Origin of the sequence: Flavobacterium sp. ABG, from assembly GCF_001027725.1 — a bacterium.
In the GTDB taxonomy this organism is placed as follows: domain Bacteria; phylum Bacteroidota; class Bacteroidia; order Flavobacteriales; family Flavobacteriaceae; genus Flavobacterium; species Flavobacterium cupriresistens.
Genome location: NZ_LEKS01000016.1, coordinates 110,372 through 134,672 on the forward strand (window position 1 = coordinate 110,372; position 24,301 = coordinate 134,672).

The following is a 24,301-nucleotide window of genomic DNA, read 5'->3' on the forward strand; positions in this document are numbered from 1 at the left end:
AAAAATCCCTCTGGTTTAAAACCTAGAGGGATTTTTTGTTTAGGAAAATGAAGGGATTAATTATTATAAAAATTCTCCGTGTTGAGAGATGTCCAAACCTAGTTCTTCTTTTTCTTCTGTAACTCTTAGCGGAGTGATTTTATTTACAACGAAAAATAGTATATATGAACCTACAAAAGCAAAAAGCGAAACTACTATTAAAGCAGTTAATTGGTTTATGAACAAGGTAGGTGAACCGAAAATTAGGCCCTGATTATCTCCAACAGCGGGGTTGATGGCTTTAGAAGCGAAAACTCCGGTTAACAACATTCCTACCATACCACCTACACCGTGGCACGCAAAAACATCCAGTGCATCATCGATTTTACCTTTAGGAAATTTGCTGACAACAAGGTTACTCACAATAGCAGCAAAAAGACCAATAAAGATAGCATGCGGAATGCTTACAAAACCGGCAGCAGGTGTAATAGCAACAAGTCCTACCACAGCTCCGATACAAGCTCCCAAAGCAGATAATTTATGACCTAGAATTTTGTCAAGGAAAACCCAAGCCATTGCGGCAGCGGCAGCGGCGACAGTTGTGGTTCCTAAAGCTTGTACTGCTAATCCGTTTGCACCTAAGGCAGAACCGGCATTAAAACCAAACCATCCGAACCACAATAAACCAGTTCCTAATAATACATAGGTAATTCTTGCAGGATTTACTTTTTGAATTTTTCTTTTGCCTAAAAAGATAGCTCCGGCCAATGCAGCCCAACCGGCACTCATATGTACAACTGTTCCTCCGGCGAAGTCTAATACGCCCATCTTAAAGAAAATACCTTCCGGGTGCCAAGTCATGTGGCACAATGGGGCATATATAAGTAATATGAATAAAACCATGAATAATAAGTAAGCCCAGAAACGTACGCGTTCTGCAAAAGCACCTGTAATTAAAGCAGGGGTTATGATGGCAAACTTAGCCTGAAATAATGCGAATAACATAAAAGGAATCGTAGGAGCAAGACTCCATGCGGTATTAGTACCAACCCCCTGAAAGAATAAATTAGGCATTGGATCACCGATAATTCCTCCAATAGTTGGGCCAAATGCCAGTCCAAAAGCAACGAATACCCATAGGAGGGTAACAATAACCATGGCCATAAAACTTTGTAGCATGGTGCTGATTACGTTTTTCTTACCGACCATACCTCCGTAGAAGAATCCTAATCCCGGTGTCATAAGCAATACAAAGGCAGTTGCTACAATCATCCAGGCTGTATCTCCTGTGTCAAACTTTACAGCTTCAGCAGGAATTGGGTTATCTGATAGAATAAAATTCGAGACAAAGGTTAGTACTAAAATAGTGATAAGAATCACACTTAAAATAATTTTTCGCATAGTTAATTCGTTTTAAATTTTTTATAAAAATATAAAATGATTCAATACCCGTATGAAAAATAGGGTCATGCTCTTTATTTTTGCTAATTTTTTATTTTGACCCCCTGTTTTTTAGTGTATAATCTTTATGAGGTGGCGAAATTTTCAATTTGTTAATTTGAAAGCTGCGAAATGAGGTATATTGAGGTGATCTTAACATAAAAAAAGAGAAATAATCTGACTTTAAATCTTTTTGCGTAGAAATCTTTAATAGTTTTTCTGCAAAAAATGATTTTTTTTAAATAAAGTATTAGATAAAACACATCAAAGATATATAACAGGTAAAACAGTTGCAAATAAAGAATTTACAATTGTTTTTCGTTTTTTGGTATTGCAGTTAAAAGCAGGAAGAAGCAAGGGATTAGAAAAGTTAGGCTACTAAATCGTTACTTTTAAAAACCCTTGAACTATTTACAATTTGCTGTTTTTAAGATTATTGTGTTGTTTTTCGTATTGTTTCCCAGCTCGATAAATTTTAATTCTAATATTAAGAAATTGTGAGTTATGGAAGCGACATAAAGATCAACATTTAAGATACTATTCTACCTTAAAAAGTATGCACAGAGAGCTGGGGAATATTTATATTGTTACTTTATGGAAAGTATATTAACAAGTATAATTAACACGATAATTTTGTATTTCTAATCGATTTCAAAAGAATAAATATTGCCTTAATTTGTATATTTACTGTTTTGTGAAAAATAGTTTTCTCATACTAAACAAATGCTTGTAAACCAATCTATAATATCAGATATAAAAACCATTGTTGCCCAGTCAAAAGATAAGGCAATCCGTTCCGTTGACCATCATCGAACGCTGATGTATTGGGATATTGGTAAACGTATTTTTGAAGAAGAACAAGAAGGAAAAGATCGTGCAGATTATGGTAAATACCTCACCGAATATATCGCAAATGAATTAGAACCCGAATATGGCAGTGGTTTTTCAAAAAGACAGATAGAACTGTTTCGGCAGTTCTATCGCAATTTCCCAATTACGAATACACTGTATTCGCAATTGAGTTGGAGCCAATATAAATTACTCATAAGAATTGATAATCAAGATAAAATAGCTTTTTATATTGCCGAAACGGTAAAGAATAATTGGACAGTAAGGCAGTTGGAAAGGCAAATTTATAGCAGTTTGTATGAGCGTCTTTTATTGAGTAATGATAAAGAAAATGTATTGGCAGTAGCCCAAAATGAAAAACAACCTTCCGATGCTAAAGAAATTATTAAAGACCCTATGTATTTGGAGTTTTTGGGGTTAAAAAGAGAAGCGTCATACTACGAAAAGGACTTGGAAAGTGCCATTATCACACATTTGCAAGACTTTTTATTGGAATTGGGTAACGGGTTTTCTTTTGTAGCAAGGCAGAAAAGAATACATATTGATGGCGATGAGTTTTTTGTAGACTTGGTATTTTACAATCGTCTTTTGCAATGTTTTGTAATTATTGAAATCAAAACACATAAACTAACGCATCAAGATATTGGTCAATTGCAGATGTATGTGAATTATTATGACCGCATAGAAATATTACCTCACGAAAACCCAACCATTGGTATTTTGCTCTGTGCAAATAAAAATGATGCGGTAGTAAAATTCACGCTACCAGAAGAGCAAAAACAAATTATTACCAGCCAGTATACACTTTACCTGCCAACTGAAAAACAGCTTTTGGATGAGGTAAATAAAGAGCTGGAGAGTTTTGAAGAGAAGGATAGCGATTAAAATGAATTAAAAAGACATTTAAATATATTAATACTCACGACCCATCAGAATATTTCAGAGGGATTTAGCAAATATTGGTAATAAAACGGACATTGAAGAAATTGTAAAAATCATTAACGAAGTAATCTTAAAACAACATTACGGCTTGACGAATCTTGATAAATAAGGGAAATAGAGTTAGCTCACAGCATTTGGAGAAAACTGTCGAGATCCAACCAAGATTGAGAAGAGTAGTAGATAAACCACAAAGAAGAAAATTAGTAATGATGAATGAGTTTACTCCCAACGACATCAATCAGTTCCGTTCCTTATTCAAAGGTCGTGAAGACGTATTTGCCATTCGTTGGGAAAAATCAGGAAAATCAGGTTATATGCCTGCCTATCAATACGACCCATATCATTATCGGGTACATAAAATGAATGGCGGAACTTTTCAAAATTATCCACATAAAACTTATTTGCCACTTAGTGACAATGAGATCCGAAAACATTTAAAAGGTATTCAGCAAATTGGTGTATATCCTTTGTTGCAAGACAATACTTCTGGGTTTTTAGTAGCTGATTTTGATAAACAAAACTGGAATGAAGAATCGGTAGACTTCTTAAACACCTGTAAAGAGAAAAATATCCCTGCTTATTTAGAACGCTCCCGTTCTGGAAATGGTGGACACGTTTGGATTTTTTTTGGGAACCTTTATCCTGCAATCCGAAGCCGAAAAATTTTCATTTCTATTTTGGAACAATCAGGAGCATTCTCAATGTTTGATAAAGGTTCCAGTTTTGACCGACTGTTTCCTAATCAGGATTTTCTTTCGGGTAAAGGTTTAGGCAATTTAATTGCTCTGCCATTTTTCAAGCCAGCAATGGAAAATGGAAATAGTTGCTTTGTCAATCCAGAAACTTTCGAACCTTATTCAAATCAATGGCAATTTTTGAATGAAATTGAAAGAGTTTCGATTGACGTATTGGATCAATTGTATCAAGAAATTTCAACAACCCATAATTTACCTATTCGCAAAAATACCAATGGTAAATTATCAATTACACTCCAACAAAATATTCGTGTTAAAAGAAGCGGGCTGGTTACTCCATTAATCAATTTCCTGAAAGAAGAATTGAATTTTGCGAATTCAGAATTCTTTATCAAGAAGAAATTAGGTAAAAATACTTTTGGAACAGAACGGTATTTTAAACTCGTTGAAGAAACAGAAAATGAAATTATCATTCCAAGAGGCTTTATCGGGAAATTACTTCGGTTTTGCAAAGAACAAAAATTGGATTTTGATTTTCAAGACCAGCGAAAATTGAAAGAGGAAATCACTATTACATTCAATGCTGTTCTACGAATTCATCAAGAAAAGATTATTGAAGCTGTTTCAAAAAAGGATTTTGGAGTTATCGTTGCTCCGCCTGGTTCGGGCAAAACAATTATGGGATTGAAAATTATTGCAGAGAAAAAACAAGCAGCTTTAATCGTTGTCCACCGCAAACAACTACTGGAACAATGGCAAGAACGAGTTCAAGCATTTCTTGGAATTCCTAAACACGAAATCGGGATTATCGGTCAAGGGAAGGCTAAAATTGGAAAGCAAGTCACAATCGCTACCATTCAAAGTTTACCAAAACAAATTGAGCAAATCAAAAACCAATTCGGAACAATTCTAGTGGATGAATGTCATCATATCCCTACGGAAACATTTCGTAATACGATTGAAAAGCTGAAAACGTTTCATTTGTATGGTTTGACAGCAACACCATTCAGAAAATACAATGACGATAAGCTTATTTTTGCTTATTTGGGCGATGTGATTTCAGAAGTATTGACCATAGAAATTGAAAAATTCAAACACGCTCAAATTATTGTCAGAAACACCAATTTGGATGTTCCTTTCAATTCTAAAACAGATAATTTTGAAATTCTTTCAAAGATTTTAGTTCACGATTCAGAACGTAATAAACTCATTCTGGAAGATATAAAAAAGGAACTTTCGTACGGAAAAAGAATTACTATTATTACAGAAAGAAAAGAGCATATTGATACGCTTTACCTTTTTCTGAAACAATCTTACGAAGTTATTACCCTAAGCGGAGATGATTCAGACAACAATAAAAAATCCAAATGGCAGGCTTTACAACAAGGCAATTTTGAGGTATTGATAACCACGGGACAATATTTTGGAGAAGGTTCGGATTTATCCAATATCAGTTCCTTGTTTTTGGTTTATCCTTTTTCTTTCAAAGGTAAACTGATTCAATATATAGGTCGTGTGCAACGCTCGGAAATCAATCCGACAATCTATGATTATCGAGACATAAAAATTGATTACCTAAACAAACTATTTTTAAAGAGAAACGCGTATTATAGTCAGATAGTTAGGCAAGCAAGTTTGTTTGATGAGCCAACCGAACTTATTCCAGAAAGACAAAATTTAATCATTGAAAAACAAATCAAAATAGCGATAGAAGATTTGGATTTTAGATATGGTAATGTTGGTTTTGAATACATTGATAAAGAAAGCAACCAACGTTTTGACTTTGAAATTGAAAACGAAGAATTCAGACCTGAATTTGGAGTGTTGAAGCCTTATTTTATAAAGGTTTTAAAATCAAAATCTGTTGCGATTAATATTTATGCTGAAATAGAAAGCGGAGTAATCTTATCACAATTAGCAACTTCTGCCGATATTGAGAACATCAATAAAGAAATGGTTGAAAGTGTGAAATTTGAGTTTTTGAACAAAAGTTTCATCGGTCAGATTCCGACATCGAAACAAAATATTTTTACAACAAACGAACTTCCAAATAATCAAAATATTTACACCAATGCTGAAAGTATTTTGATGGATTTGTTAAAAGGAAAACAACACAAACACTCCAAACACATTCAGTTTTTGGCTGACAGGCACGAACGAAACGTAATGAAGTTACGGTTTGTTTTACAGCCGTTTTCATTTGTGTTTTTAATTGCAGGAGAACAGAATTATCACATCATTTTAGAAACTTTAGATACCGAGGAAGCAACCTATATTTGGCATACAGATAAAAAAAAATCTGCACTGATTGACATCATAAAACAAATCGAAAAAGAACTAACAATCATAAGAGAAAAAGGACGACAAGTCTATTTGGAAACCAATCCACAAAATTTTTCAAGAATTGTTCATGATTATTCAGACGACAATAAAGGATTTATAATTTGGAAAGGATTGCTGGAAGAACGGATAATCTAAGAAATAGCAATTTACACGAGTCGAGTGATTGTGTAATAATTTGGAAACGATATTTTATAGTACACTATCATTTTTACTATGAACTAACGGAAATACGTTGAAAAGCAAAGCAATAAGCACCGTTACCAAATCGTTACCTGACTTTTCTGGTAATCTTTATAAAAGCTTAGTATTCAATCGATACGACTTTTTTTTTGAAAATTTTTAAATAAAAAAAGCGCCAACTGATTTCTCAATTGGCGCTTAAACTGATTAGAGTTAATCTAATTATTTCTGATTGAATTTTGCTTTAAATTTATCATTCAATTTGGTTTGAAACGTTTCCAAATTAATTGTTCTTCCCTGAATAAAAGCAGCTGTCAGTTTGTTTGTTCTCATATCTAAAGCATCACCTTCAGAAATAAATAACGTGGCATCTTTACCTGTTTCTAAGATGCCACAGGTAGATTCAATGCCTAATAGCTTGGCTGTATTTGAAGTTATCAATTGTAAAGCTTTCTCTTTATCTAAACCAAAAGCAGCACAAGTTCCTGCCAGGAAAGGCAGATTTCGTACACTCATACGTTCGTGATCACCGCTGTTTTCAAGACCAACAATAATGCCTTTGTCTGTTAGAATCTTAGCCATTTTATAAGGCAGGTTTACATCCTGATCGTCGTTTGTCGGCATGTCATGAACACGTCTTAATAATACGCCGACATTATGCTTTTTCAATAAATCGGCTGATTTATAAGCTTCAAATCCACCCACAATAACAATCTTGTTAATTTGGTTGTTAAGGGCAAGTTGTATGGCGTCTATAATTTGTTTCTCTTCATCTGCATGTATGTAAAGCGTTTGTGTACCCTCAAAAAGAGCTTTGGTAGCTTCTAAAACTACATTTCTTTCTTTTGCAGCAGTTTGATTGTAAGCTTTAGCATTGACTAAAAAAGCATTTATTTCTTCGACTTGTTTTGGATAGTCTTTGTTAGGTTCAATTACGCCCGGTTCAAACCAAGATCCTGATCTTTTAAAACTGGAAGGGAAATTAAGATGGATTCCGTCATTTTCTTTTAGAATAGCATCTTGCCAACTCCATGCGTCTAATTGAACAACAGAAGAAGTACCTGATATAGTGCCTCCTCGTGGTGTTATCTGCGCTATTAAAACACCGTTTGGACGTACGGTTTCAACCACTTTTGATTCTGAATTATAAGCAATAATACTTCTTACATTCGGGTTAAAACTTCCAATTTCTTCCATATCATCGGAAGATTTTACCGCATCAATTTCTACTAAACCCAAAGTAGAGTTTGGAGCGATAAATCCCGGATAGATATGTTTGCCACTGGCATCGATCGTAGTGTCGTAGGCATCAGCAGCCAATCTTATCGTGGTGGCATCTGCTACTAAAGTGATTTTGCCGTCTTTAAATCCAACAGCGCTGTTTTGAATCACAGTCCCGTCACCCAAGTGTGCTGTTGCGTTTAAAATTAAAATTGATTTTGTTTGTTTTGGCGCTGGTATTTGCTGTGCTTTTATTTGAAATGATGCACAAAATAAGAGCAGCAATATATAGATGTTTTTATTTTTCATTTTATCTGTTTTTAACTTTACAAGTTTTTTAAAGGTGCTTTGATTATTGTTCTAAAGTGTCACAGTGATACTCTATCTTCTCTTTTTTAGTAGGTTTCTGTGTGTTTGCTCCTTTGTTTTTTTCTTGTAACATCTGACCGATCAGGATGTTTCTTTCTTTAGTGATTGCAAGTTGTTTGTCGGCGTCTTTTTCAATATCAAAATAAACAACTCCTTCAATAATTGTTTTTTCTGCTTTAGCATAAATAGATAAAGGATTATCGCTCCATAAGACCACATCGGCATCTTTACCTACTTTAAGACTTCCTACTTTATCATCTATATGCAATAATTTTGCTGGATTAAGAGTGACAAATTTCCACGCATCTTCTTCAGAAATATTTCCGTATTTTACTGCTTTTGCTGCTTCCTGATTTAATCTTCGGGACATTTCGGCATCATCAGAATTATAAGCAACTACGACACCTTGGTTGTGCATGATTGGACCATTGAATGGAATGGCATCATTAACCTCAAACTTGTAAGCCCACCAGTCCGAAAACGTCGAAGCTCCAACGCCATGTTCTTTCATTTTATCAGATACTTTATAGCCTTCAAGAATATGAGTGAATGTGTTGACACGGAAGTTGAATTTCTCCGCAACATTCATCAACATCAAAATTTCCGATTCAACATAAGAGTGGCAAGTAATAAAACGGTCTTTATTAATGATTTCGGCTAAAGTTTGTAATTCAAGATCAACTCTTGGTGCTTTTCCTTTTTTAGAACCGGAATTAAAAGTCTTCCAGCTTTCGTCATATTCTTTGGCACGTTGAAAGTAATCAGTGAAAACCTGTTCAACTCCCATTCTGGTTTGTGGGAAACGAGTAGGGTTCTGAATGCCCCAATTGGCTTGTTTTACGTTTTCTCCTAAAGCAAATTTGATAAATTTAGGTTGATTTTTATACAGCATTTCTTCTGGTGAAGAACCCCATTTCCATTTTACGATAGCAGAACGTCCTCCAATTGGATTTGCAGATCCGTGTAATAATTGTGAAATCGTAACTCCTCCGGCTAAATCTCTGTAGATATTAATGTCTTCCGAATTTACAACATCCTGAATCGTAACTTCTGCAGTCGAATTGTGTCCGCTTTCGTTTACCCCTTTTGAGATAGCGATATGCGAATGCTCGTCAATAATACCACTGGTGATATGTTTTCCTTTGGCATCGATACTAACAGCGGATGCATCAGAAAGATTTTTACCAACAGCCGCAATTTTTCCGTTTTTGATTAAGACGTCGGTCTCCGTTAAAATTCCTTCTTTTTCATTCGTCCAAACTGTAGCATTTTTGAAAAGCAGGGTTTGAGCCGTTAACTTTTTTGAGTCACCAAAAGCAACGTTAGGGTAGGTGGTCGGAATAATTACATTTGGTTTTTCTACTTTGGAAGAGTCTTTTACAGCTGTAAATGGACTCGTTTTTTTAGCGTTCCAAATTAATTCATTTCCGTTTGAAAGGACTGCTTTTCCGGATAGATTTTCTGCGTTTTCTACAAATCCGGTTAAACGGGTGTAGTTAGATTTCGTTGTATCACTTGGTTTAAGGACAAGAGAAATCCAATTTTTAGAAACGTTAAAAGTACTGTTTACTTTGGCAGCAGCAGCTGTAGTAACTTCAGATTTTGGAGTCGTTTCAGTTCCTGCAATTTTCCATTTGTAGGTATCGTTTCCAATGGTTAAATCATAGTTGCCACGAATATCTTTTGCATTGATATCATTAACGATGTATTTAGTTCCTTGAACCCAGTTTTCATACAAAATTGTTTTTTCATCAAAAATTTCACCCGATGTAATTACAAAATTGGCATAAGTACCTGTTTTTAAACTTCCAATTTCATTGCTTTTTCCTAGAATAGCAGCAGGAATTGTCGTTAATGATTCTAAAGCTTTTGTTTTATCAAAGCCCAATTTTATGGCTTTTAATAAATTAGTTTTAAAGTCTTCCGTTTTCTTTAGTTTGTCTGTTGTCAAAGCAAAAACGACTCCATTGTCTGAAAGGACTTTAAGGTTGGTTGGTGCCTGATTCCAAAAACGCATGTCTGTTAATTCTACCTGATTCGATAAATAAGGGTTAGAAACATCATAAGCTTCCGGGAAACTAATTGGAATAATAAATTTAGCATTCGTGTTTTTAATTTCCTGAATTCTTTCAAATTCATTTCCGCTTCCTTTCAAAACGTAGTTCAATCCAAATTCTTTTGCAATTTTAGAAGCTCTCAAACTGTTTAGTTTGTCTTCTGCAGCAAATATTTGAATTAGTTTTTCGTTAGCAGCCAATGCTTCTAAGGATAAATCCTTGGTTTCTGAATTTCCTTTTTTGTACCAATCCAAATCTAAATACATCTGGCGCAACAAGGCCATCGAACCCATTAAAGAACTAGGGTAGGCTTGGTTGGTCACGTTACTTTTGGTAAAAGCAAAGTGATTGGTAATTTTATCTGCTATAATTTGTTTACTGTTTTCAGTATTGTTCAAAGCAACTAATATTCCGGTTCCTTGTGCGATTCCATCAGGTATATGGGTACCGACAACACCAAAACCGGCTTTTAATAATTCCTCTGCTTTTGCAGTATCGTATTTAAACGTTTCGGAACCGTTTAGCTCAGAGCGAACGCTTTCATTCCAGTAGTAGCCGACTCTTTTGGTGTCATATAACGGGCTACGGTCGCCTCCTGAGCTTAGATTTCTTTTTGGTTTTTCAATTCCAAAACTGGTATAAATATCAATAAAGGAAGGGTAGATGGTTTTGCCTTCAAGATTAACAACGATGCTGTTTTTAGGAATCGAAACAGCATTGCCTACCGCAACGACTTTACCGTCCTGAACAAGTAAAGTTCCTTTTTCGATTTTTTGAGTTGGGGTAACATAAATGGTAGCATTAGTAAAAACCGTGTAGTTTTTATTTTTGTTTTGTACACTTTCGTTAACGGGGAAATAGCTTTGTGCCTGTGTTTTTGTTAAAAAAACAGTCAAAAAGAACAGTAGTAAGGTTTTTTTCATGGATAATTAGTATAATTTTTAATAAAAATAACAAATATTAATATTTGAACAAGTTTTAAATTAAAAATTATACTAATTATGGTATTAGAAGCTACTCAGTGAAGTTTTGACTTTTCCGGTTTATCGTTTTTGAATGTTTTTTGGACTGTTTTATTCTAAGTTTTGTTTTTTTATTTTAGAATGCTTTCATAGCGGTTTTTTAATCCTTCCAGATAAGGCGCTTTGATTTCTGTTGCGACTTCTACTGCTTTTTTTAAGACAGCTGTTGCGTCGCCTTTTTTTCCGTTTTGCTCCAAAAGATCACCATATTTTAAAAAGGCAATAGGAGATTTTGGATGTAGTTCGGCATTGCTTTTTAAAATGGATTCTGCAATATATGGTTTTGTCTTGGTGTAGTCAGCTGATAAAACATCGATGTCACCCTCATTAAATAAATCAGATTCGGTCATTTTTTTTATCACCTGGAATAGTTGCTGATCCATTTTAGCCAAATCACCTTCGTTGAGTGGTTTTGTTTGTTGGTCAATAGAGGTCTGTAGTTCTTGATACAGTTTTTTCGATTCCGCTGCGTTTTTGCTTCTGTAGTTTTCGGCAGCTTTAGTGGCTAATTCTAAAGTTTTATCGTAGGCCATGTCTTTAGTTGTTTTGTATTCCGGGATTACACCAATTCCTTCCCAGTTTGTTTTTGTAACGGGATTAATACCAGTTCCGGTAGGAATGAATATTTCTAACAGGGAATTAATTTCGAATGACTCAGCGGGATTGGCGCCACCACCGGTTGTTTCACCGATTAGTGTTGCTCTTTTTTGAGTTTGCATATTATAACTGAATTCTTCAGCTCCTGAAAAGGTTTTTGCGCTGGTAATAATAAACAATGGAACATCAAGTCTCTTTTTTCCGTTTACCTCTTTTACCCAAAATTCTTCTGTATAGTTGTCTTTTCTAAAATACAATGTATTTAATAGTAAAGGGGCTTTAAGAAAATAACTGCATAAATATTGAACCGTTTTTGGGCTTCCGCCGCCATTGGTTCTTAAATCAATAATGATGGCGTCCGTTTTTTCTAGTAAATACAGATAGGAATCAATGGTTTGATTCGTTTCGTGTATGAAAAAATTAAAATTAAGATACCCGATGTTACCGTCGATTATTTTGACTTCTCTAAAACCATTTGACAGCTTGCGATCATCGGTTAAGTTATGAAGGTAAATTTCATAAGAATCCTGATTTGATTTTGTTTTTTCCTTTGTGGGAACAAATCTTGGCTTGATTCCCAAATGTTTGTCGTCGTTAATGAATCTTACCTCTTTTGTCAGTGCTGTTGAAAAAGAATCTAACAGTTCGTATTTTTTAAATTTACCATCTTTGTACGCCCCTTTTAAATGGGCTCCGATCAATTTTGCCTTTTCAGGGAAGATATAGTTTTTTTGAAGAAGGGAATCTATCTTTAAAACAGTTTCCTTTTTAAATTTTTCAGTAATCTTCTTTTGCTGGCCGTTTACTTGCAGGGCAATACCAAAAGATAGAAGCAAAGAAAAAACAAGTTGCCGACTAAAAGAAAAAGACTTGTTTTGAATTGGTTTTGAGGTGTGATTCATAGTGGTTTTTTGATTTTTTTGGATAGCGCTAATATAGAATTTTATTACAAATTTTTGATAAAAAAATAGCAGAGTGAGTTGTTATTTAGTGATTTATCGATTTTTTTTGTTAAGCCAGTTTGCTACGATACATAACGGATGTTCGTAGATAAGAGGTAATCGAAGAATGATTTCGGATATAACAGAAGAATTGAGATTTGTATGAATTTGTAGAAAATGCAGAGGTTAAAGTTAAATGCAAAGTATTTCGAATATTTATTTGTAATAAAATAACTACAATTAAATTGTTTTCATTAGCTTTAAAAACATTTAATTAAAAGCGTTTATGTTAGTAAAAGTTTACGGAAGTGCCGTTTTTGGAGTAGAAGCTACCACAATTACGGTCGAAGTTCATATGGATAAAGGAATCGGGTATCATTTGGTTGGTTTACCCGATAATGCCATAAAAGAAAGCAGTTATCGCATTGCGGCGGCATTAAAGAATAATGCATATACTTTTCCGGGTAAAAAAATCACCATCAATATGGCACCGGCCGATTTACGAAAAGAGGGTTCCGCCTATGACCTGACACTCGCGATTGGGATTTTGGCAGCATCACATCAGATAAAAGCACTTGATGTGGATCAATATATAATTATGGGAGAACTCTCGCTTGACGGAAGTTTGCAATCCATAAACGGAGCTTTACCAATTGCCATAAAAGCCAAAGAAGAAGGATATAAAGGTTTTTTCCTGCCAAAACAAAATATAAAAGAGGCTGCAATTGTAGCAGGTTTAGATGTTTATGGTGTTGAAAACCTGCAAGAAGTAGTTGACTTCTTTGAAGGAAAAGGCACGCTTGAACCCACCACAATTGATACCAGAGCTGAATTTTATAAAACACTCGATTTTCCTGAATTTGATTTCTCAGACGTCCGTGGACAGGAAAGCATAAAACGATGTATGGAAATTGCAGCTTCAGGGGGACATAATATTATTTTGATCGGCCCGCCCGGAGCTGGAAAAACAATGTTGGCCAAAAGATTGCCCAGTATTCTGCCACCCATGACTTTGCGTGAAGCTTTAGAAACGACTAAAATTCATAGCGTTGCCGGAAAATTAAAAGAAGTGGGGCTAATGAATCAAAGGCCTTTCAGAAGTCCGCATCATACTATTTCTAATGTGGCTTTAGTTGGAGGAGGGAGTTATCCGCAGCCTGGTGAAATTTCGATGGCGCACAATGGTGTTTTATTTCTGGATGAATTACCTGAATTCAAACGGGATGTTCTTGAGGTGATGCGTCAACCGCTGGAAGATCGTGAAGTAACAATTTCAAGGGCTAAATTTACGGTAACCTACCCGTCATCGTTTATGCTGGTGGCGAGTATGAATCCAAGTCCAAGTGGGTTTTTTAACGATCCAAGCGCGCCAAATACTTCTTCGCCGCATGAAATGCAACGGTATCTGAGTAAGATTTCAGGCCCTTTATTAGACCGGATTGATATTCATATAGAAGTAACTCCTGTTCCTTTCGAAAAATTATCAGACGACAGAAAAGCAGAAAGTAGTGTCGAAATTCGAAAACGTGTAACAGCAGCGCGGGAACTACAATCCATTCGTTTTGATCAGCTGCCTAATATTCATTACAATGCTCAAATGAACACCAAGCAAATCAGAGAATTTTGCGCACTCGACGAACAATCAAAACTATTATTAAAAACAGCGATGGAACGCCTTAACCTCTCTGCTCGTGCCTACGACAGGATTCTGAAAGTAGCACGCACAATCGCCGATTTAGAGGCCGCACCAACCGTAATTTCGTCCCACATAGCCGAAGCAATTCAGTACCGAAGTCTGGATAGGGAAGGCTGGCTGGGGTAAGACTTTAGATTTTAGATTGTAGATTTTAGACTTTAGATTTTTTTTATTTAAATCTAGGTCAAACCTATGCGAACTCCTATGTTTGCTTAGTTAAACATACGAGTTCGTAAGGTTTTTTTTGAAATACTTTGTGAATATTTTAAGTTCGAAAAGACATTTTACTTTAGAAAAAGACAACTATTTATTATCAAATAAAACAAAGTTTTAGCTTTGTGCCCCCAACAGTTAACCCCAACATTGGAATTTGGAATTTAAAAAATTTGGAATTTGCATTTCTTTGTTATTCGAATTTAAGAGAAGCATTCTTTGACATGAGATAGGAGGTTAACTTTTTTATTTTTCCCTTTTCCATTTCAAAAACATCGCAAAAAACAGCATCTAGTATATTTCCGTTTTTCATCATGCCTTGTACGGCGCCTTCTGCAATTACGATATTGTTTTCTTCAATCAGTTTTATAATCTGAATCGTTGGACTGCCGATAAAGTTTTCATTTTCAATTTCTTTATCAAATGCTTCTTTGCCAACATGTTGATAAATCCCGGGCATTTCCCAGACAATATCGTCTGTTAGACAAGCAAGAACTGTCTCGTGATCACTCACCTTGAAAGCGTTCATATATTCTTCTATGGTTTCTTTATTTACACTCATCATCAAAAAAATTAAGGTTAATTTCGGCTAATTCAAACAAATTTAAAAATTAAATACGAGTTTTTTGGTGGTCAAGATCAATTGTCTTTTGAATGTTTATTTGTTCTAAAAAAGAGTCGTCATGTGAGATCGCAATCAAAGTTCCCTGATATTCATTAATGGCAGCGGTAAGAATTTCGATATTCTGAATATCTAAATTATTGGTCGGTTCATCCAGAATAATAAGATCAGGCGATTGATTGTTTATCGTCAGACAACAAAGCAGTAAGCGCATTTTTTCTCCTCCACTTAATACGCTGCAAGGTTTGTCTAATTCATTTTGAGAAAATAAAAAACGATTAAGTCTCATCCTGATATCGTGTTGCTGTAAACCGGAAGTATTGAATTTCTCGGCCATTTCATAAACTAAAAGGCGATTGTCAATTAAAGAATAATCTTGATCAATATAAACGGATTTGCATTCCGCTCTGTAAATGCTTCCTTGCTGCGGAATCAACATTCCGGTGATTATTTTAATTAAAGTTGTTTTACCGGAGCCATTTGCTCCTTTCAAAGCAATTCGTTCACCACTTAAAAGCTGAAAGCTGAGATCATTATTCCAAAGATACCGATTCTTAAAAGTATAATTAATGTCGATTGCGGTAAATAATGTTTTGCCATTATGCAAATTAGTGGTATCAAATCCGAATTTCATTTTATCGATTTCGGCTACACCTGAACGCAATTCCTGTAACTCCCGGGAAATACCACTGACTTTTTCGGCATGATTGTTTTTGACTTTCGAAGTACTGTTTTCAGCATTGTTCCGTAAGGTATTCATCATGATACGGGAAACTCCGGCTTTTTCCTGTTTCTTTTTTCCACGTGCATCGAGTTTTTGCTGGCGTTCCAAAGTTTCACGTTCCTTTTCTTTTGCCTTTCGTAATGCTTTTTCTTTGCTGTGAATATCCTGATTTAAGGCATTGTTTTCGATCTGTTTTTGTTCGGCATAAAAATCATAATTACCTCCGTAAACCGTAATGCCGCGTTTGGTTAATTCATAAACCATGTCCAGCAGATTCAATAACTTTCTATCATGACTTACCACAATTAAGGTGCATGAGGTATTCTGAATGAAATTATATAACAATGTTCGTCCTGCCAAATCTAAATGATTACTTGGCTCATCCAGCAACACAAGTTCGGGCTTGTGAATTGAAATTCCGGCAAGGAAAATTTTAGTTTTTTGACCGCCACTTAAATGCTCCAGTTTTTGATTTAGATCTAAGTTTTGTAATTGCCAGTAATGAAGCGCTTCGGCACAACGCTCTTCAATTGTCCAATCATCACCAAGAATGTTTAGATGGGTTTCGGTTACATTTCCTTGAAGAATTTCATTGAGAGCATTTAGTTTATCGTCAATTTGTAAGGCCTGAGCAACGGAAAGATGATTAAATTGCCCAAAAATCTGCGGAACATAATAGGGCTTTAAATCAGATTTCAATAAGCCTTCTGAAGCTTGTAATTCGCCTGAAATAATTTTTAATAAGGTAGATTTTCCACTGCCGTTATTGCCGATTAAAGCAATTTTGTCCTGACGGTTGGCTGTAAAACTAATTTTATCGAACAGTAAGTCCTTGTTCGTATGTAGGTATGAAATGTTTTGTAAAGTAAGCATAATTTCTTCTTTAAGAGTGAATAATCATAGCGAACCACATTAGGTTTTCTATCTATTTTTTCCGGAAGAAATTATTTTTCACATAAGAATTACCTTTTTAGTTTAATTGCTGCAAAGATACAAATGTTTTTCTGAAATCTCAAAAGCACCATGCTGTTGCGTTGACAATGCGTTATTTTTTGGCAATAGCAACACGATAAAATTCATAGCCCTTTTCATTTCGATTGGGCAGATATTTTTCGCGATATTCTTTTGCACCTAAATCTTCGATGAGGTTCAGATTAAATTGTTTTAAGTAATCGGGCAGTTCAGACGGAAGAAAACCAAATGTCCAATGCTCTTCCAGTTTTTCTAAATCTTTTAAAAGTTTTTCGCCTCCTAAAAAAGAAGAGGGGTTGGTAAGGATTTCCTGGTGTACATAAGTAAAGATAATAGAGCTGCCTTTTGGAAATTTAGAAATAAAAGCAAATGTATTGCTTACGGCTTCTGCCGTTAAATAATTGGTAACGCCTTCCCAAATCAGGGTTGTCGGTTTTGTGAAATCAAAATGATATTGTACTGCCAATTCATCAAGACTTTGTTTGTTGAAATCAATTTGGCAGTAGGTGATGTTCTCCAGCGGTTTTCCAATTCGTTTTTTGAAGGTACCAATTTTAAAATTTGAGGTGTTGGGGTGATCAATTTCTATAACAGAGACGGATTTTAGAAAATCAAGACGTAAAGCTCTGGTGTCAAAACCAGCACCTAAAATGAAGACTTGTGTAACACCTCCCAAAATAGTGGATTGAAGTAAATCATCAATATATTTTGTCCGCGCCAATCCCGACGAAAAGGCACCCGGAATTTTATTCTGAATCGTAGTGCTGATGTATTTACTAACCTGTTTGTTTTTAGATAAATGTACGGTTAGTCTAAGTTTAGGATCCAAAAAATGAATGGCATAAGGATCAGAAAATAGTCTGTCATTTAAATTACGCTGACTTTCTAATGCTCTGAACAGTGCCATATATTGTGCAGTTCGGCTTGTTTTGTTGGCTTTCATGATTTAGTTTTAAGGGATCAGTAATCAAAAAAAACGGAAACATTTTTATCTGTTTGCAATCGCAGTATCAAGCTCCAGATACTTTTCTTTAAGTAAACTCAATGCAAAACAGGCGGCGGCACCGGTAAAAACCGAATAATCAAGAGGTGTTTTTATTCCGACAGAAAATACCATTGATAATCCGAAAAGCAATAGTAAATACCCGCTCAGTTTGGCAAACAATTCGGTCTTAAAACCAATTAAAAGAAAAACCGGAAAAATGATTTCAAGTGCAGTCGCAATAACTCCGACAGGTGATAACAAGCTATCTGGAATCAGTGGATTCAATATTTTTGTGTAAGCAAGAAAGTTTTCCCAATTTCCCCAAACCGAATTTTCTTTGCTCCATAATCCAAATCGATCCGCAACAGCAGAAAGAAATCCTGCCGAGATCGCAAGACGTAAAAAGAGTTTGACTAGTTTTGAATTCATATTACGTTTTTTTTAAATTAGTAACGTAAACGAATTTAAGAAAAACAAAGCTTCTATGTACAAAACTGTTGGAACTTATTTAACGATATTCCACAAATTTATTTTGTAGAGATGCACAGCAGTGCATCTCTACTGTGCATCTCTGCTGCTGTGCATCTCCACGGATTGCATGTGCAATTATTTTTTTGCTTCAAAGATTTTATCTAAATTCTCAAGAATACTTGTAAATCCTTCTTTGAAACCCATTGCAATATACTTTTCTATATCTGACAATTGTTTGTGTTTAATAACCACATCAACAATTGTAATATCACCTTGTTGAGAAAAGGAGACACTCCAGTTAGAACGAGGAAAATCAGGATTGATATTCCCTTCGCTATCACAAAATGCTCCGAGAGTTTTAAAATTGCTTTTTGGCGAAATCGAAATATAATCAACCAAAGCCCAACCTTCTTTGCCCTCCTGGTCTACCATTGCATATAGTCTATGGCCTCCAACTTTAAAATCCATGCTTTTTGTTTTGGATTTGTATGGAGCAGGCGCCCACCATTGATCCAGGATTTCAGCTTCTGTCCAGGCAGACCAAACGTTTGCAATTGAAGCATTAAATTCACGTTTTACGTTTACCGTACAATTTTCTTTGTCAACGGTAAAATCCATTAAAAGATTAGTTTTCATTTTCTTTAGCTTTTAAATTCATTAATACTTGATCCAGTTGATTGAAACGATTTTCCCAGATCTCTTTAAATTGTTCTAACCATTTATCTATTTCCTTCATTTTGTCAATTTTAAGCTGATAATAGATTTCTCTTCCCATTTTCTTTTCCTCCAATAATTCGCATTCATTAAGGATTTTAATGTGTTTAGAAACGGCTTGTCTTGTAGTATTAAATTGTTCTGCAATTGCATTTGGGGTTAATGCACTGGAAGAAATTAATACTAATATAGCTCTTCGGGTTGGGTCGGCAATGGCCTGAAAAACATCTCGTTTCATTTTTATTTGTTTAAATACGCAATCAATCAGTTGCAAATATATGCAACTTTTTGGTTTCGCGTTATTTTTTTAACTTTTTTTTTAATCGCTAAAGAGTTTTGATATGAATTTGATGATGACAATTGTGAATTAATACCTTATCTTTAGGTCATTTTTAGGCAAAAAAACAAGATGATTAAAAATGAGTTTTTATATAGACAAGGGTTCCTTCTAATTATCTTAGGTGGATTTTTATTGTTATTTCTTCCGTTTACGATGGATTTCCTTTTTGCTTCCGATCAGATCGGAAATGTAAATAATGCCGACATTAATTCAGTTTCTTTTTCCGTTAATTATTTTCAGGATTGTTACAATTTTATTAGCAATTTCAAGCCTCCTTATCGATTTCCGTATATAGAAGTTTTGGGTATTCTTATCGTTTTGGCACTACCGGTTTCTATTTTATTACAGTTTGTTTACTTTTATAAGTACCGCTATAAAAAGGTGTTTTTTTTATGTGTTATAGCTTTAGCATCTCTTTTTGAGTTTACCTATTCCTATTTCGAATACTTGCAATACGGTTGTTATCTGTTGACGTTGCAACAGTTGTTTTTGATTCTAAATTTAGGATTAAATAAGAAGTTGAGATCAAAAAAAACCTTTAACCGGATTTATTGAAGAGTAGTAGGATAAGATAATAGAGAATAGAAAATAGAGCTATTTGGAATGGAATTTTGGTGCGAAAAACACAATAAAAAATCCCATTTGCTTTGAACAAATGGGATCGGAATGTTGTTTTTAACGGATTATCTGAATCTGTTTCGGACAATGATATTTTTGAATTTGGCTTTTAGATCTTCTCCGGTATCAAACACCATTTGTTCATTGTTCGGAAACGGCACGGCACGTTTGTTAAAATAGCCTAAATAATTTTCGTCACAGGCATTTCTGTCACCGCGATAGGTCGAATAAATGTTCTCAAAAACAAACTCACTAGTAATAGGAAAGGATTGCATAAGTTGATTGGTTTTTAAATCAACATAATCTACTTTCGCCGTTACCTCACAAGACTTAAATTGTCTGTATTCGTAGATGTTAACTTTGAGTGTTTTAAAATTATCTACTTTTATGGCACGTCCTAAACTGTCTTTTACGGGTCTTCCTCTACTGTCTAAAAGCGGTTTAAGACCGTCTTTAATTTGTCTTTCTTTAATGAATTCTTTCTCTTTAATCTGTTCAGGTGAAATGAATATCTCTCTGAAATTTAAGATCAGACCATAGTCATACGTCACATTTTTTTGTTTGATACTATGGTAAACCGTCCATTTATCGTTTAAGCCGTAAGTACTGAAATCTAATAAATCATTCTGCAATTGTATCGGAATGATCATATTCGTTTCGTTTGTAGCGTAAACGTTTACAAAATCAGTTCCTTTAAACTGTGCATCATCCATTAATTTTTTCGCATTCTTGTAATTTGGATTGATACTTTCGATAAAAGCCAAATCATCATAAGCTTTTCTGGAATCTAGTTTGTTTTTTGATTTTAGAAGAATTTGCGCATTATCATACAAGTATTTTGACAAAGCGATTTTACTGCTTGCAATCTGAGTAGAATAATTGTCAAATGGAAAACTAGCATTTTTACCTTGCTTTAATAAAGGAAGCGGTAATAAAGGTCTGATTTTCTCCTGACGATTGTTTAACTGTACATAGGTGTTATAGATACGCTCCAGATTGGCGGGATTTTTCTCTTTATCCATCATTTCAAGATTGCGTAAATCTCTGTCTTTGGCTTTTGCATAAGCTTCTTCGAGTAAATACACATAATCCTGTTTTCCTTTAGAATCTTTTTTGGTTCTTAATGCGTCGACAGCACGATTTATAGCACCATCGTAATCCCCGTCACTGATCAGTGATTGTGTCGTTTTTACGCCACAAGAGAACGCTAGAAATAAAATAGAAACAAGTAATGTAATTTTTTGCATGGGTGTAACTTTTGAAGGTGTAAAGATATCTCTTTTAACTTTCAACAACTATGCCTTTTTTTGGAAATTAATTTTTGATTTTTCTCAAATTTCAGAAGCAGAAATTTTTATTTTCAAAATGACCCGCAGTCCCGCTTTCGCCTTTATCTCTGCGTTTCACTTCGAGGATACCGGCTCTATCGGGGCTAGATTAGAAATTTATTTTTCATCAGAAAATTTGATGAGATGCCTTTTTTCGGAGATTAAAATTCGTTCCGTAATGGTACTTATTCGATATTTATTAAGCTGAATTTTTTGATCGAGCGATTAAATTCATAGTAGAGACGCACAGCAGTGCGTTTCTACAATTGTTTTCTACGCCTTATCTGGTAAACAATTTCCCAAAATAAAATTGAAAAAAGGGCATTGGCCATTAATGCGGTTTTGATCCCATAAGCATCATATTTTCTAAACAGGTGCAAATCTCCAACCCTTAACGCCAAGTATAGCGCCAAAGCTGCAATTAAAATGGAAGAGACTATATTTAATAAAGGACTCCATTTTAATACAAAAAATGAAAAAATGAGATTTATAAGAAGGAAACCGCAGCCTAAAGTTATAAATCTGTGATCCTTTAGTTTTTCGCCTAGTTCGAGTAATAACGAAGTCGAAAAGCTATAAGTGAAGAATAATAGAGAATAAATTAGGATTCGTATTTGTGGTTTCATTTTTATGTTTTTTAAGTTGTCGAAATTACAAATTAAAAATGAAGCTTTGATTAATATCCATTTTCTTAACAAGATAGTAGGCGATTTTAATTCTATAAGAAGCTCATTGAATTTAGAATTAACCCAATTAAAAATGAAATTCCATTACAGAGAATAGATACTAATAAGGCTTTTTTGTATTCTATTTTTAATAATTTATAAATCAGTACAGATTCTATTACTATAGCAAAACATTCGCTGTATAAAATATAGGGAATTCTAGATTGAATGAATGCCGGAAACACAAACCAAACATAGGGTAAAGTCAAAAAAGAAGTTGTAACTCCTGTTAATAATAAAAGCTTATTTTCTATTTGTAATGTCTTGTATTTAGTTTTAAAAAGAAGAAATAAAAGAATGGTTTCTATAAATACGGTAAGTAGCAAAACTTTTAAAAAGTTGAAGATCTCTGTATGAGGATAAATCTCAGGTATTTCGTTGGTTTTGTGGTTTTTAGGTTTTCTACGAACTTCAGGGAAAGGATATTTTTTTAGTGTGATTGGTCTTCCGTCATTATAGCGTATGAGCTCTTTGCATTTATAAATCACGAAATTAGTATTTGTGATTTCTACAATTTCATAATATTCTTCTACAGAAGACATAGGATTATCATTACTTACATTACCACCGCCACTATCAATTGAGATAGAGGATTCTATGATATTTCTATCATTGAGCCAGTCTATCGAGCCTTTAGGCCTGCTTTCGAGATAACTTCTTCTAGTAGCCATTATATAAAGTCTATTGAATTTGTACCCTTTTTCGATACAATCATTCGGATTTAAAATGTAAGATTCTACTATCCTTTCCATTGGACGCTGTGTACAAGCTACGATACTAAAATTTGGAAAGTCTTTTATATTAGTTATTTTGACACACTTCTGAACAAAATGTGAATTCTCCGGAACAATATCACAATATGATGTTTGGAATAATAGTAAAAAGGGTAGTAGAAAAAATATTCTTCTCATTTGGTCTTGTTATTTATTGCAAAATAGCGTCTACTTTGGTTTCTGATTTTTCCTTAATTGGACTGTCAGAATGAAAACTCCAAATGATTAAAAATTTTCCTTTTGCAAGATACTCTTCCGGATGTTCCTCTGTTGGTTCACCGTCTTTTCTCCATAACATTCCTTGCAGGAACCTGTCGCCTTTGAATACTTGTTCAAATTCGAAATACATAATAGACCCACTGTCTGTTTTACTTTTGAAACTTTGAATTTGTTTGCTCTTTAATTTTCCGACAATGTTACTGTAAGTTTCAATATCATTATAAAAAGTACAAGCCTGAGGAGAAATACAAACATTGCCTTGGTTTACGATATAACTTTTGGGAATTTCTTTGTTTTTTAGTTTTAAGTCTTCAACCGTCTGACTGAATAAATTGGTAGTAAGTAAAAGGAATAGTGCCGACAGGGGAATCGTAAGTTTCATGATTTTTAGGTTTGATTTGGTAAGCTAAATTAGGTTTTTTATTTGATTTAAGTAATGAAATTTTCGCAACGAATTACACGAATTTCCACGAATCGACAGATTAGCGTGATAGTACACGGTTTAGACAAACGATGATGTATTTCCATTTCAATTACCCGTAATCTTGTCTTTTCGACGAAGGAGAAATCTTCACAAGTAGCTCCACAAAGAAAGTATCAGATTGTAGATTCAGCAAACGAAGATTTCTCCTTCGTCGAAAGGACACAAAAAAGGGGCTTCGACTTCGCTCAGCCTGACAAAAGAGGGTAGAAGAAAAGATCAGTGAAAATCTGTTTAATCTGCTTAATCTGCGTGCTTATATGTAAAGTAATTACAAAGAATTGAACGAATTTCCACGAATTGACAGATTAGCGTGGTAGTGCGCAGTTTAGAGAAACGACAGTACATTTCCATTTCAATTGTCCGCAATCTTGTCCTCTCGACGAAGGAGAAATCTTCACAAGTAGCTCCACAAAGAAAGTATCAGATTGTAGATTCAGCAAACGAAGATTTCTCCTTCGTCGAAAGGACACAAAAATGGGGCTTCGACTTCGCTCAGCCTGACAAAAAAGGGTAGAAGAAAAGATCAGTGAAAATCTGTTTAATCTGCTTGATCTGCGTGCTTATATGTAAAGTAATCGCTAAGAATTGAACGAATTTCCACGAATCGACAGATTAGCGTGGTAGTACACAGTTTAGACAAACGATAGTGTATTTCCATTTCAATTGTCCGTAATCTTGTCCTTTCGACGAAGGAGAAATCTTCACAAGTAGCTCCACAAAGAAAGTATCAGATTGTAGATTCAGCAAACGAAGATTTCTCCTTCGTCGAAAGGACACAAAAA

The 24,301-nt window shown here is 34.6% G+C and carries 18 protein-coding genes; 4 read left to right on the top strand and 14 right to left on the bottom strand.

Translation table 11 applies throughout. The annotated features are described in order from the left end of the window. Nucleotides 1–63 precede the first annotated feature (63 nt). Nucleotides 64–1,380 carry an ammonium transporter gene (locus AB674_RS16105; RefSeq protein WP_047778257.1) on the bottom strand — a complete coding sequence of 439 codons (1,317 nt, stop codon included), beginning with the start codon at nt 1,378–1,380 and terminating at the stop codon, nt 64–66. Between the two features lie 762 nt (nt 1,381–2,142). Between AB674_RS16105 and AB674_RS16110 the strand changes: the two genes are divergently transcribed. Both AB674_RS16110 and AB674_RS16115 read left to right on the top strand, forming a co-directional pair. After that, nucleotides 2,143–3,153: a YhcG family protein gene (locus AB674_RS16110; protein WP_047778259.1), complete on the top strand. Its 1,011-nt coding sequence runs from the start codon at nt 2,143–2,145 to the stop codon at nt 3,151–3,153. A 221-nt stretch (nt 3,154–3,374) separates the two neighbouring features. Beyond that, nucleotides 3,375–6,383: a DEAD/DEAH box helicase gene (locus AB674_RS16115; protein WP_240478099.1), complete on the top strand. Its 3,009-nt coding sequence runs from the start codon at nt 3,375–3,377 to the stop codon at nt 6,381–6,383. A gap of 267 nt (nt 6,384–6,650) precedes the next feature. On the opposite strand, the gene AB674_RS16120 is transcribed toward AB674_RS16115, so the two are convergent. The 3 genes from AB674_RS16120 to AB674_RS16130 form a co-directional block, all read right to left on the bottom strand. Further along, nucleotides 6,651–7,958 carry an amidohydrolase family protein gene (locus AB674_RS16120; RefSeq protein WP_047778260.1) on the bottom strand — a complete coding sequence of 436 codons (1,308 nt, stop codon included), beginning with the start codon at nt 7,956–7,958 and terminating at the stop codon, nt 6,651–6,653. Between the two features lie 43 nt (nt 7,959–8,001). Beyond that, nucleotides 8,002–10,998, bottom strand: a complete 2,997-nt coding sequence (locus AB674_RS16125) for an amidohydrolase family protein (RefSeq protein ID WP_047778262.1) — start codon at nt 10,996–10,998, stop codon at nt 8,002–8,004. A gap of 170 nt (nt 10,999–11,168) precedes the next feature. Beyond that, nucleotides 11,169–12,596, bottom strand: coding sequence for a S41 family peptidase (locus AB674_RS16130; RefSeq protein ID WP_047778267.1), 1,428 nt, complete (start codon nt 12,594–12,596; stop codon nt 11,169–11,171). A gap of 325 nt (nt 12,597–12,921) precedes the next feature. Here AB674_RS16130 and AB674_RS16135 point away from each other — a divergent pair, with 325 nt between their 5' ends. Continuing rightward, complete coding sequence (locus AB674_RS16135) at nt 12,922–14,457, top strand: YifB family Mg chelatase-like AAA ATPase (protein ID WP_047778269.1); 1,536 nt, start codon at nt 12,922–12,924, stop codon at nt 14,455–14,457. Between the two features lie 280 nt (nt 14,458–14,737). On the opposite strand, the gene AB674_RS16140 is transcribed toward AB674_RS16135, so the two are convergent. The 6 genes from AB674_RS16140 to AB674_RS16165 all read right to left on the bottom strand — a co-directional run bounded on the left by AB674_RS16140 (nt 14,738) and on the right by AB674_RS16165 (nt 19,297). Further along, nucleotides 14,738–15,109 (bottom strand): nuclear transport factor 2 family protein, encoded by a 372-nt coding sequence (locus AB674_RS16140; protein WP_240478100.1) that lies wholly within the window; start codon nt 15,107–15,109, stop codon nt 14,738–14,740. A 46-nt stretch (nt 15,110–15,155) separates the two neighbouring features. Beyond that, nucleotides 15,156–16,763: an ABC-F family ATP-binding cassette domain-containing protein gene (locus tag AB674_RS16145; protein WP_047778272.1), complete on the bottom strand. Its 1,608-nt coding sequence runs from the start codon at nt 16,761–16,763 to the stop codon at nt 15,156–15,158. 172 nt (nt 16,764–16,935) lie between these two features. Then, nucleotides 16,936–17,805, bottom strand: coding sequence for a class I SAM-dependent methyltransferase (locus AB674_RS16150; RefSeq protein WP_047778274.1), 870 nt, complete (start codon nt 17,803–17,805; stop codon nt 16,936–16,938). Nucleotides 17,806–17,850: 45 nt separating this feature from the next. Continuing rightward, nucleotides 17,851–18,276, bottom strand: a complete 426-nt coding sequence (locus AB674_RS16155) for a hypothetical protein (RefSeq protein WP_047778275.1) — start codon at nt 18,274–18,276, stop codon at nt 17,851–17,853. Between the two features lie 177 nt (nt 18,277–18,453). After that, nucleotides 18,454–18,954: an SRPBCC family protein gene (locus AB674_RS16160; protein ID WP_047778277.1), complete on the bottom strand. Its 501-nt coding sequence runs from the start codon at nt 18,952–18,954 to the stop codon at nt 18,454–18,456. Further along, on the bottom strand, nt 18,944–19,297 hold the full coding sequence (locus AB674_RS16165; RefSeq protein ID WP_255663875.1) for an ArsR/SmtB family transcription factor: 354 nt from the start codon (nt 19,295–19,297) through the stop codon (nt 18,944–18,946). Before AB674_RS16165 ends, AB674_RS16160 begins: the two co-directional genes overlap by 11 nt. Before the next feature lie 144 nt (nt 19,298–19,441). On the opposite strand from AB674_RS16165, the gene AB674_RS16170 reads away from it, so the two are divergent. Then, entirely contained in the window at nt 19,442–19,927 is a 486-nt protein-coding gene (locus tag AB674_RS16170) for a hypothetical protein (RefSeq protein ID WP_047778283.1), read from the top strand. 128 nt (nt 19,928–20,055) lie between these two features. Here the strand turns inward: AB674_RS16170 and AB674_RS16175 are convergent, their stop codons facing one another. The 4 genes from AB674_RS16175 to AB674_RS16195 form a co-directional block, all read right to left on the bottom strand. Further along, nucleotides 20,056–21,237, bottom strand: a complete 1,182-nt coding sequence (locus tag AB674_RS16175) for a hypothetical protein (RefSeq protein WP_047778285.1) — start codon at nt 21,235–21,237, stop codon at nt 20,056–20,058. 341 nt (nt 21,238–21,578) lie between these two features. After that, the gene (locus AB674_RS16185; RefSeq protein ID WP_047778288.1) at nt 21,579–21,944 is read right to left on the bottom strand and encodes a hypothetical protein; all 366 of its coding nucleotides are present in this window, start codon (nt 21,942–21,944) and stop codon (nt 21,579–21,581) included. A 92-nt stretch (nt 21,945–22,036) separates the two neighbouring features. Continuing rightward, complete coding sequence (locus AB674_RS21975; RefSeq protein WP_053004307.1) at nt 22,037–22,954, bottom strand: hypothetical protein; 918 nt, start codon at nt 22,952–22,954, stop codon at nt 22,037–22,039. 13 nt (nt 22,955–22,967) lie between these two features. Further along, nucleotides 22,968–23,417, bottom strand: a complete 450-nt coding sequence (locus AB674_RS16195) for a hypothetical protein (protein WP_047778290.1) — start codon at nt 23,415–23,417, stop codon at nt 22,968–22,970. Nucleotides 23,418–24,301 lie beyond the last annotated feature (884 nt).

Bases quoted from the DNA above. Each gene is read 5' to 3' on its own strand.
- AB674_RS16110 (WP_047778259.1), top strand. From the start codon at position 2,143: ATGCTTGTAAACCAATCTATAATATCAGATATAAAAACCATTGTTGCC.
- AB674_RS21975 (WP_053004307.1), bottom strand. From the start codon at position 22,954: ATGAGAAGAATATTTTTTCTACTACCCTTTTTACTATTATTCCAAACA.
- AB674_RS16185 (WP_047778288.1), bottom strand. From the start codon at position 21,944: ATGAAACCACAAATACGAATCCTAATTTATTCTCTATTATTCTTCACT.
- AB674_RS16155 (WP_047778275.1), bottom strand. From the start codon at position 18,276: ATGAATTCAAAACTAGTCAAACTCTTTTTACGTCTTGCGATCTCGGCA.
- AB674_RS16140 (WP_240478100.1), bottom strand. From the start codon at position 15,109: ATGATGAGTGTAAATAAAGAAACCATAGAAGAATATATGAACGCTTTC.
- AB674_RS16130 (WP_047778267.1), bottom strand. From the start codon at position 12,596: ATGAATCACACCTCAAAACCAATTCAAAACAAGTCTTTTTCTTTTAGT.
- AB674_RS16145 (WP_047778272.1), bottom strand. From the start codon at position 16,763: ATGCTTACTTTACAAAACATTTCATACCTACATACGAACAAGGACTTA.
- AB674_RS16195 (WP_047778290.1), bottom strand. From the start codon at position 23,417: ATGAAACTTACGATTCCCCTGTCGGCACTATTCCTTTTACTTACTACC.
- AB674_RS16170 (WP_047778283.1), top strand. From the start codon at position 19,442: ATGATTAAAAATGAGTTTTTATATAGACAAGGGTTCCTTCTAATTATC.
- AB674_RS16105 (WP_047778257.1), bottom strand. From the start codon at position 1,380: ATGCGAAAAATTATTTTAAGTGTGATTCTTATCACTATTTTAGTACTA.
- AB674_RS16125 (WP_047778262.1), bottom strand. From the start codon at position 10,998: ATGAAAAAAACCTTACTACTGTTCTTTTTGACTGTTTTTTTAACAAAA.
- AB674_RS16160 (WP_047778277.1), bottom strand. From the start codon at position 18,954: ATGAAAACTAATCTTTTAATGGATTTTACCGTTGACAAAGAAAATTGT.
- AB674_RS16135 (WP_047778269.1), top strand. From the start codon at position 12,922: ATGTTAGTAAAAGTTTACGGAAGTGCCGTTTTTGGAGTAGAAGCTACC.
- AB674_RS16150 (WP_047778274.1), bottom strand. From the start codon at position 17,805: ATGAAAGCCAACAAAACAAGCCGAACTGCACAATATATGGCACTGTTC.
- AB674_RS16120 (WP_047778260.1), bottom strand. From the start codon at position 7,958: ATGAAAAATAAAAACATCTATATATTGCTGCTCTTATTTTGTGCATCA.
- AB674_RS16175 (WP_047778285.1), bottom strand. From the start codon at position 21,237: ATGCAAAAAATTACATTACTTGTTTCTATTTTATTTCTAGCGTTCTCT.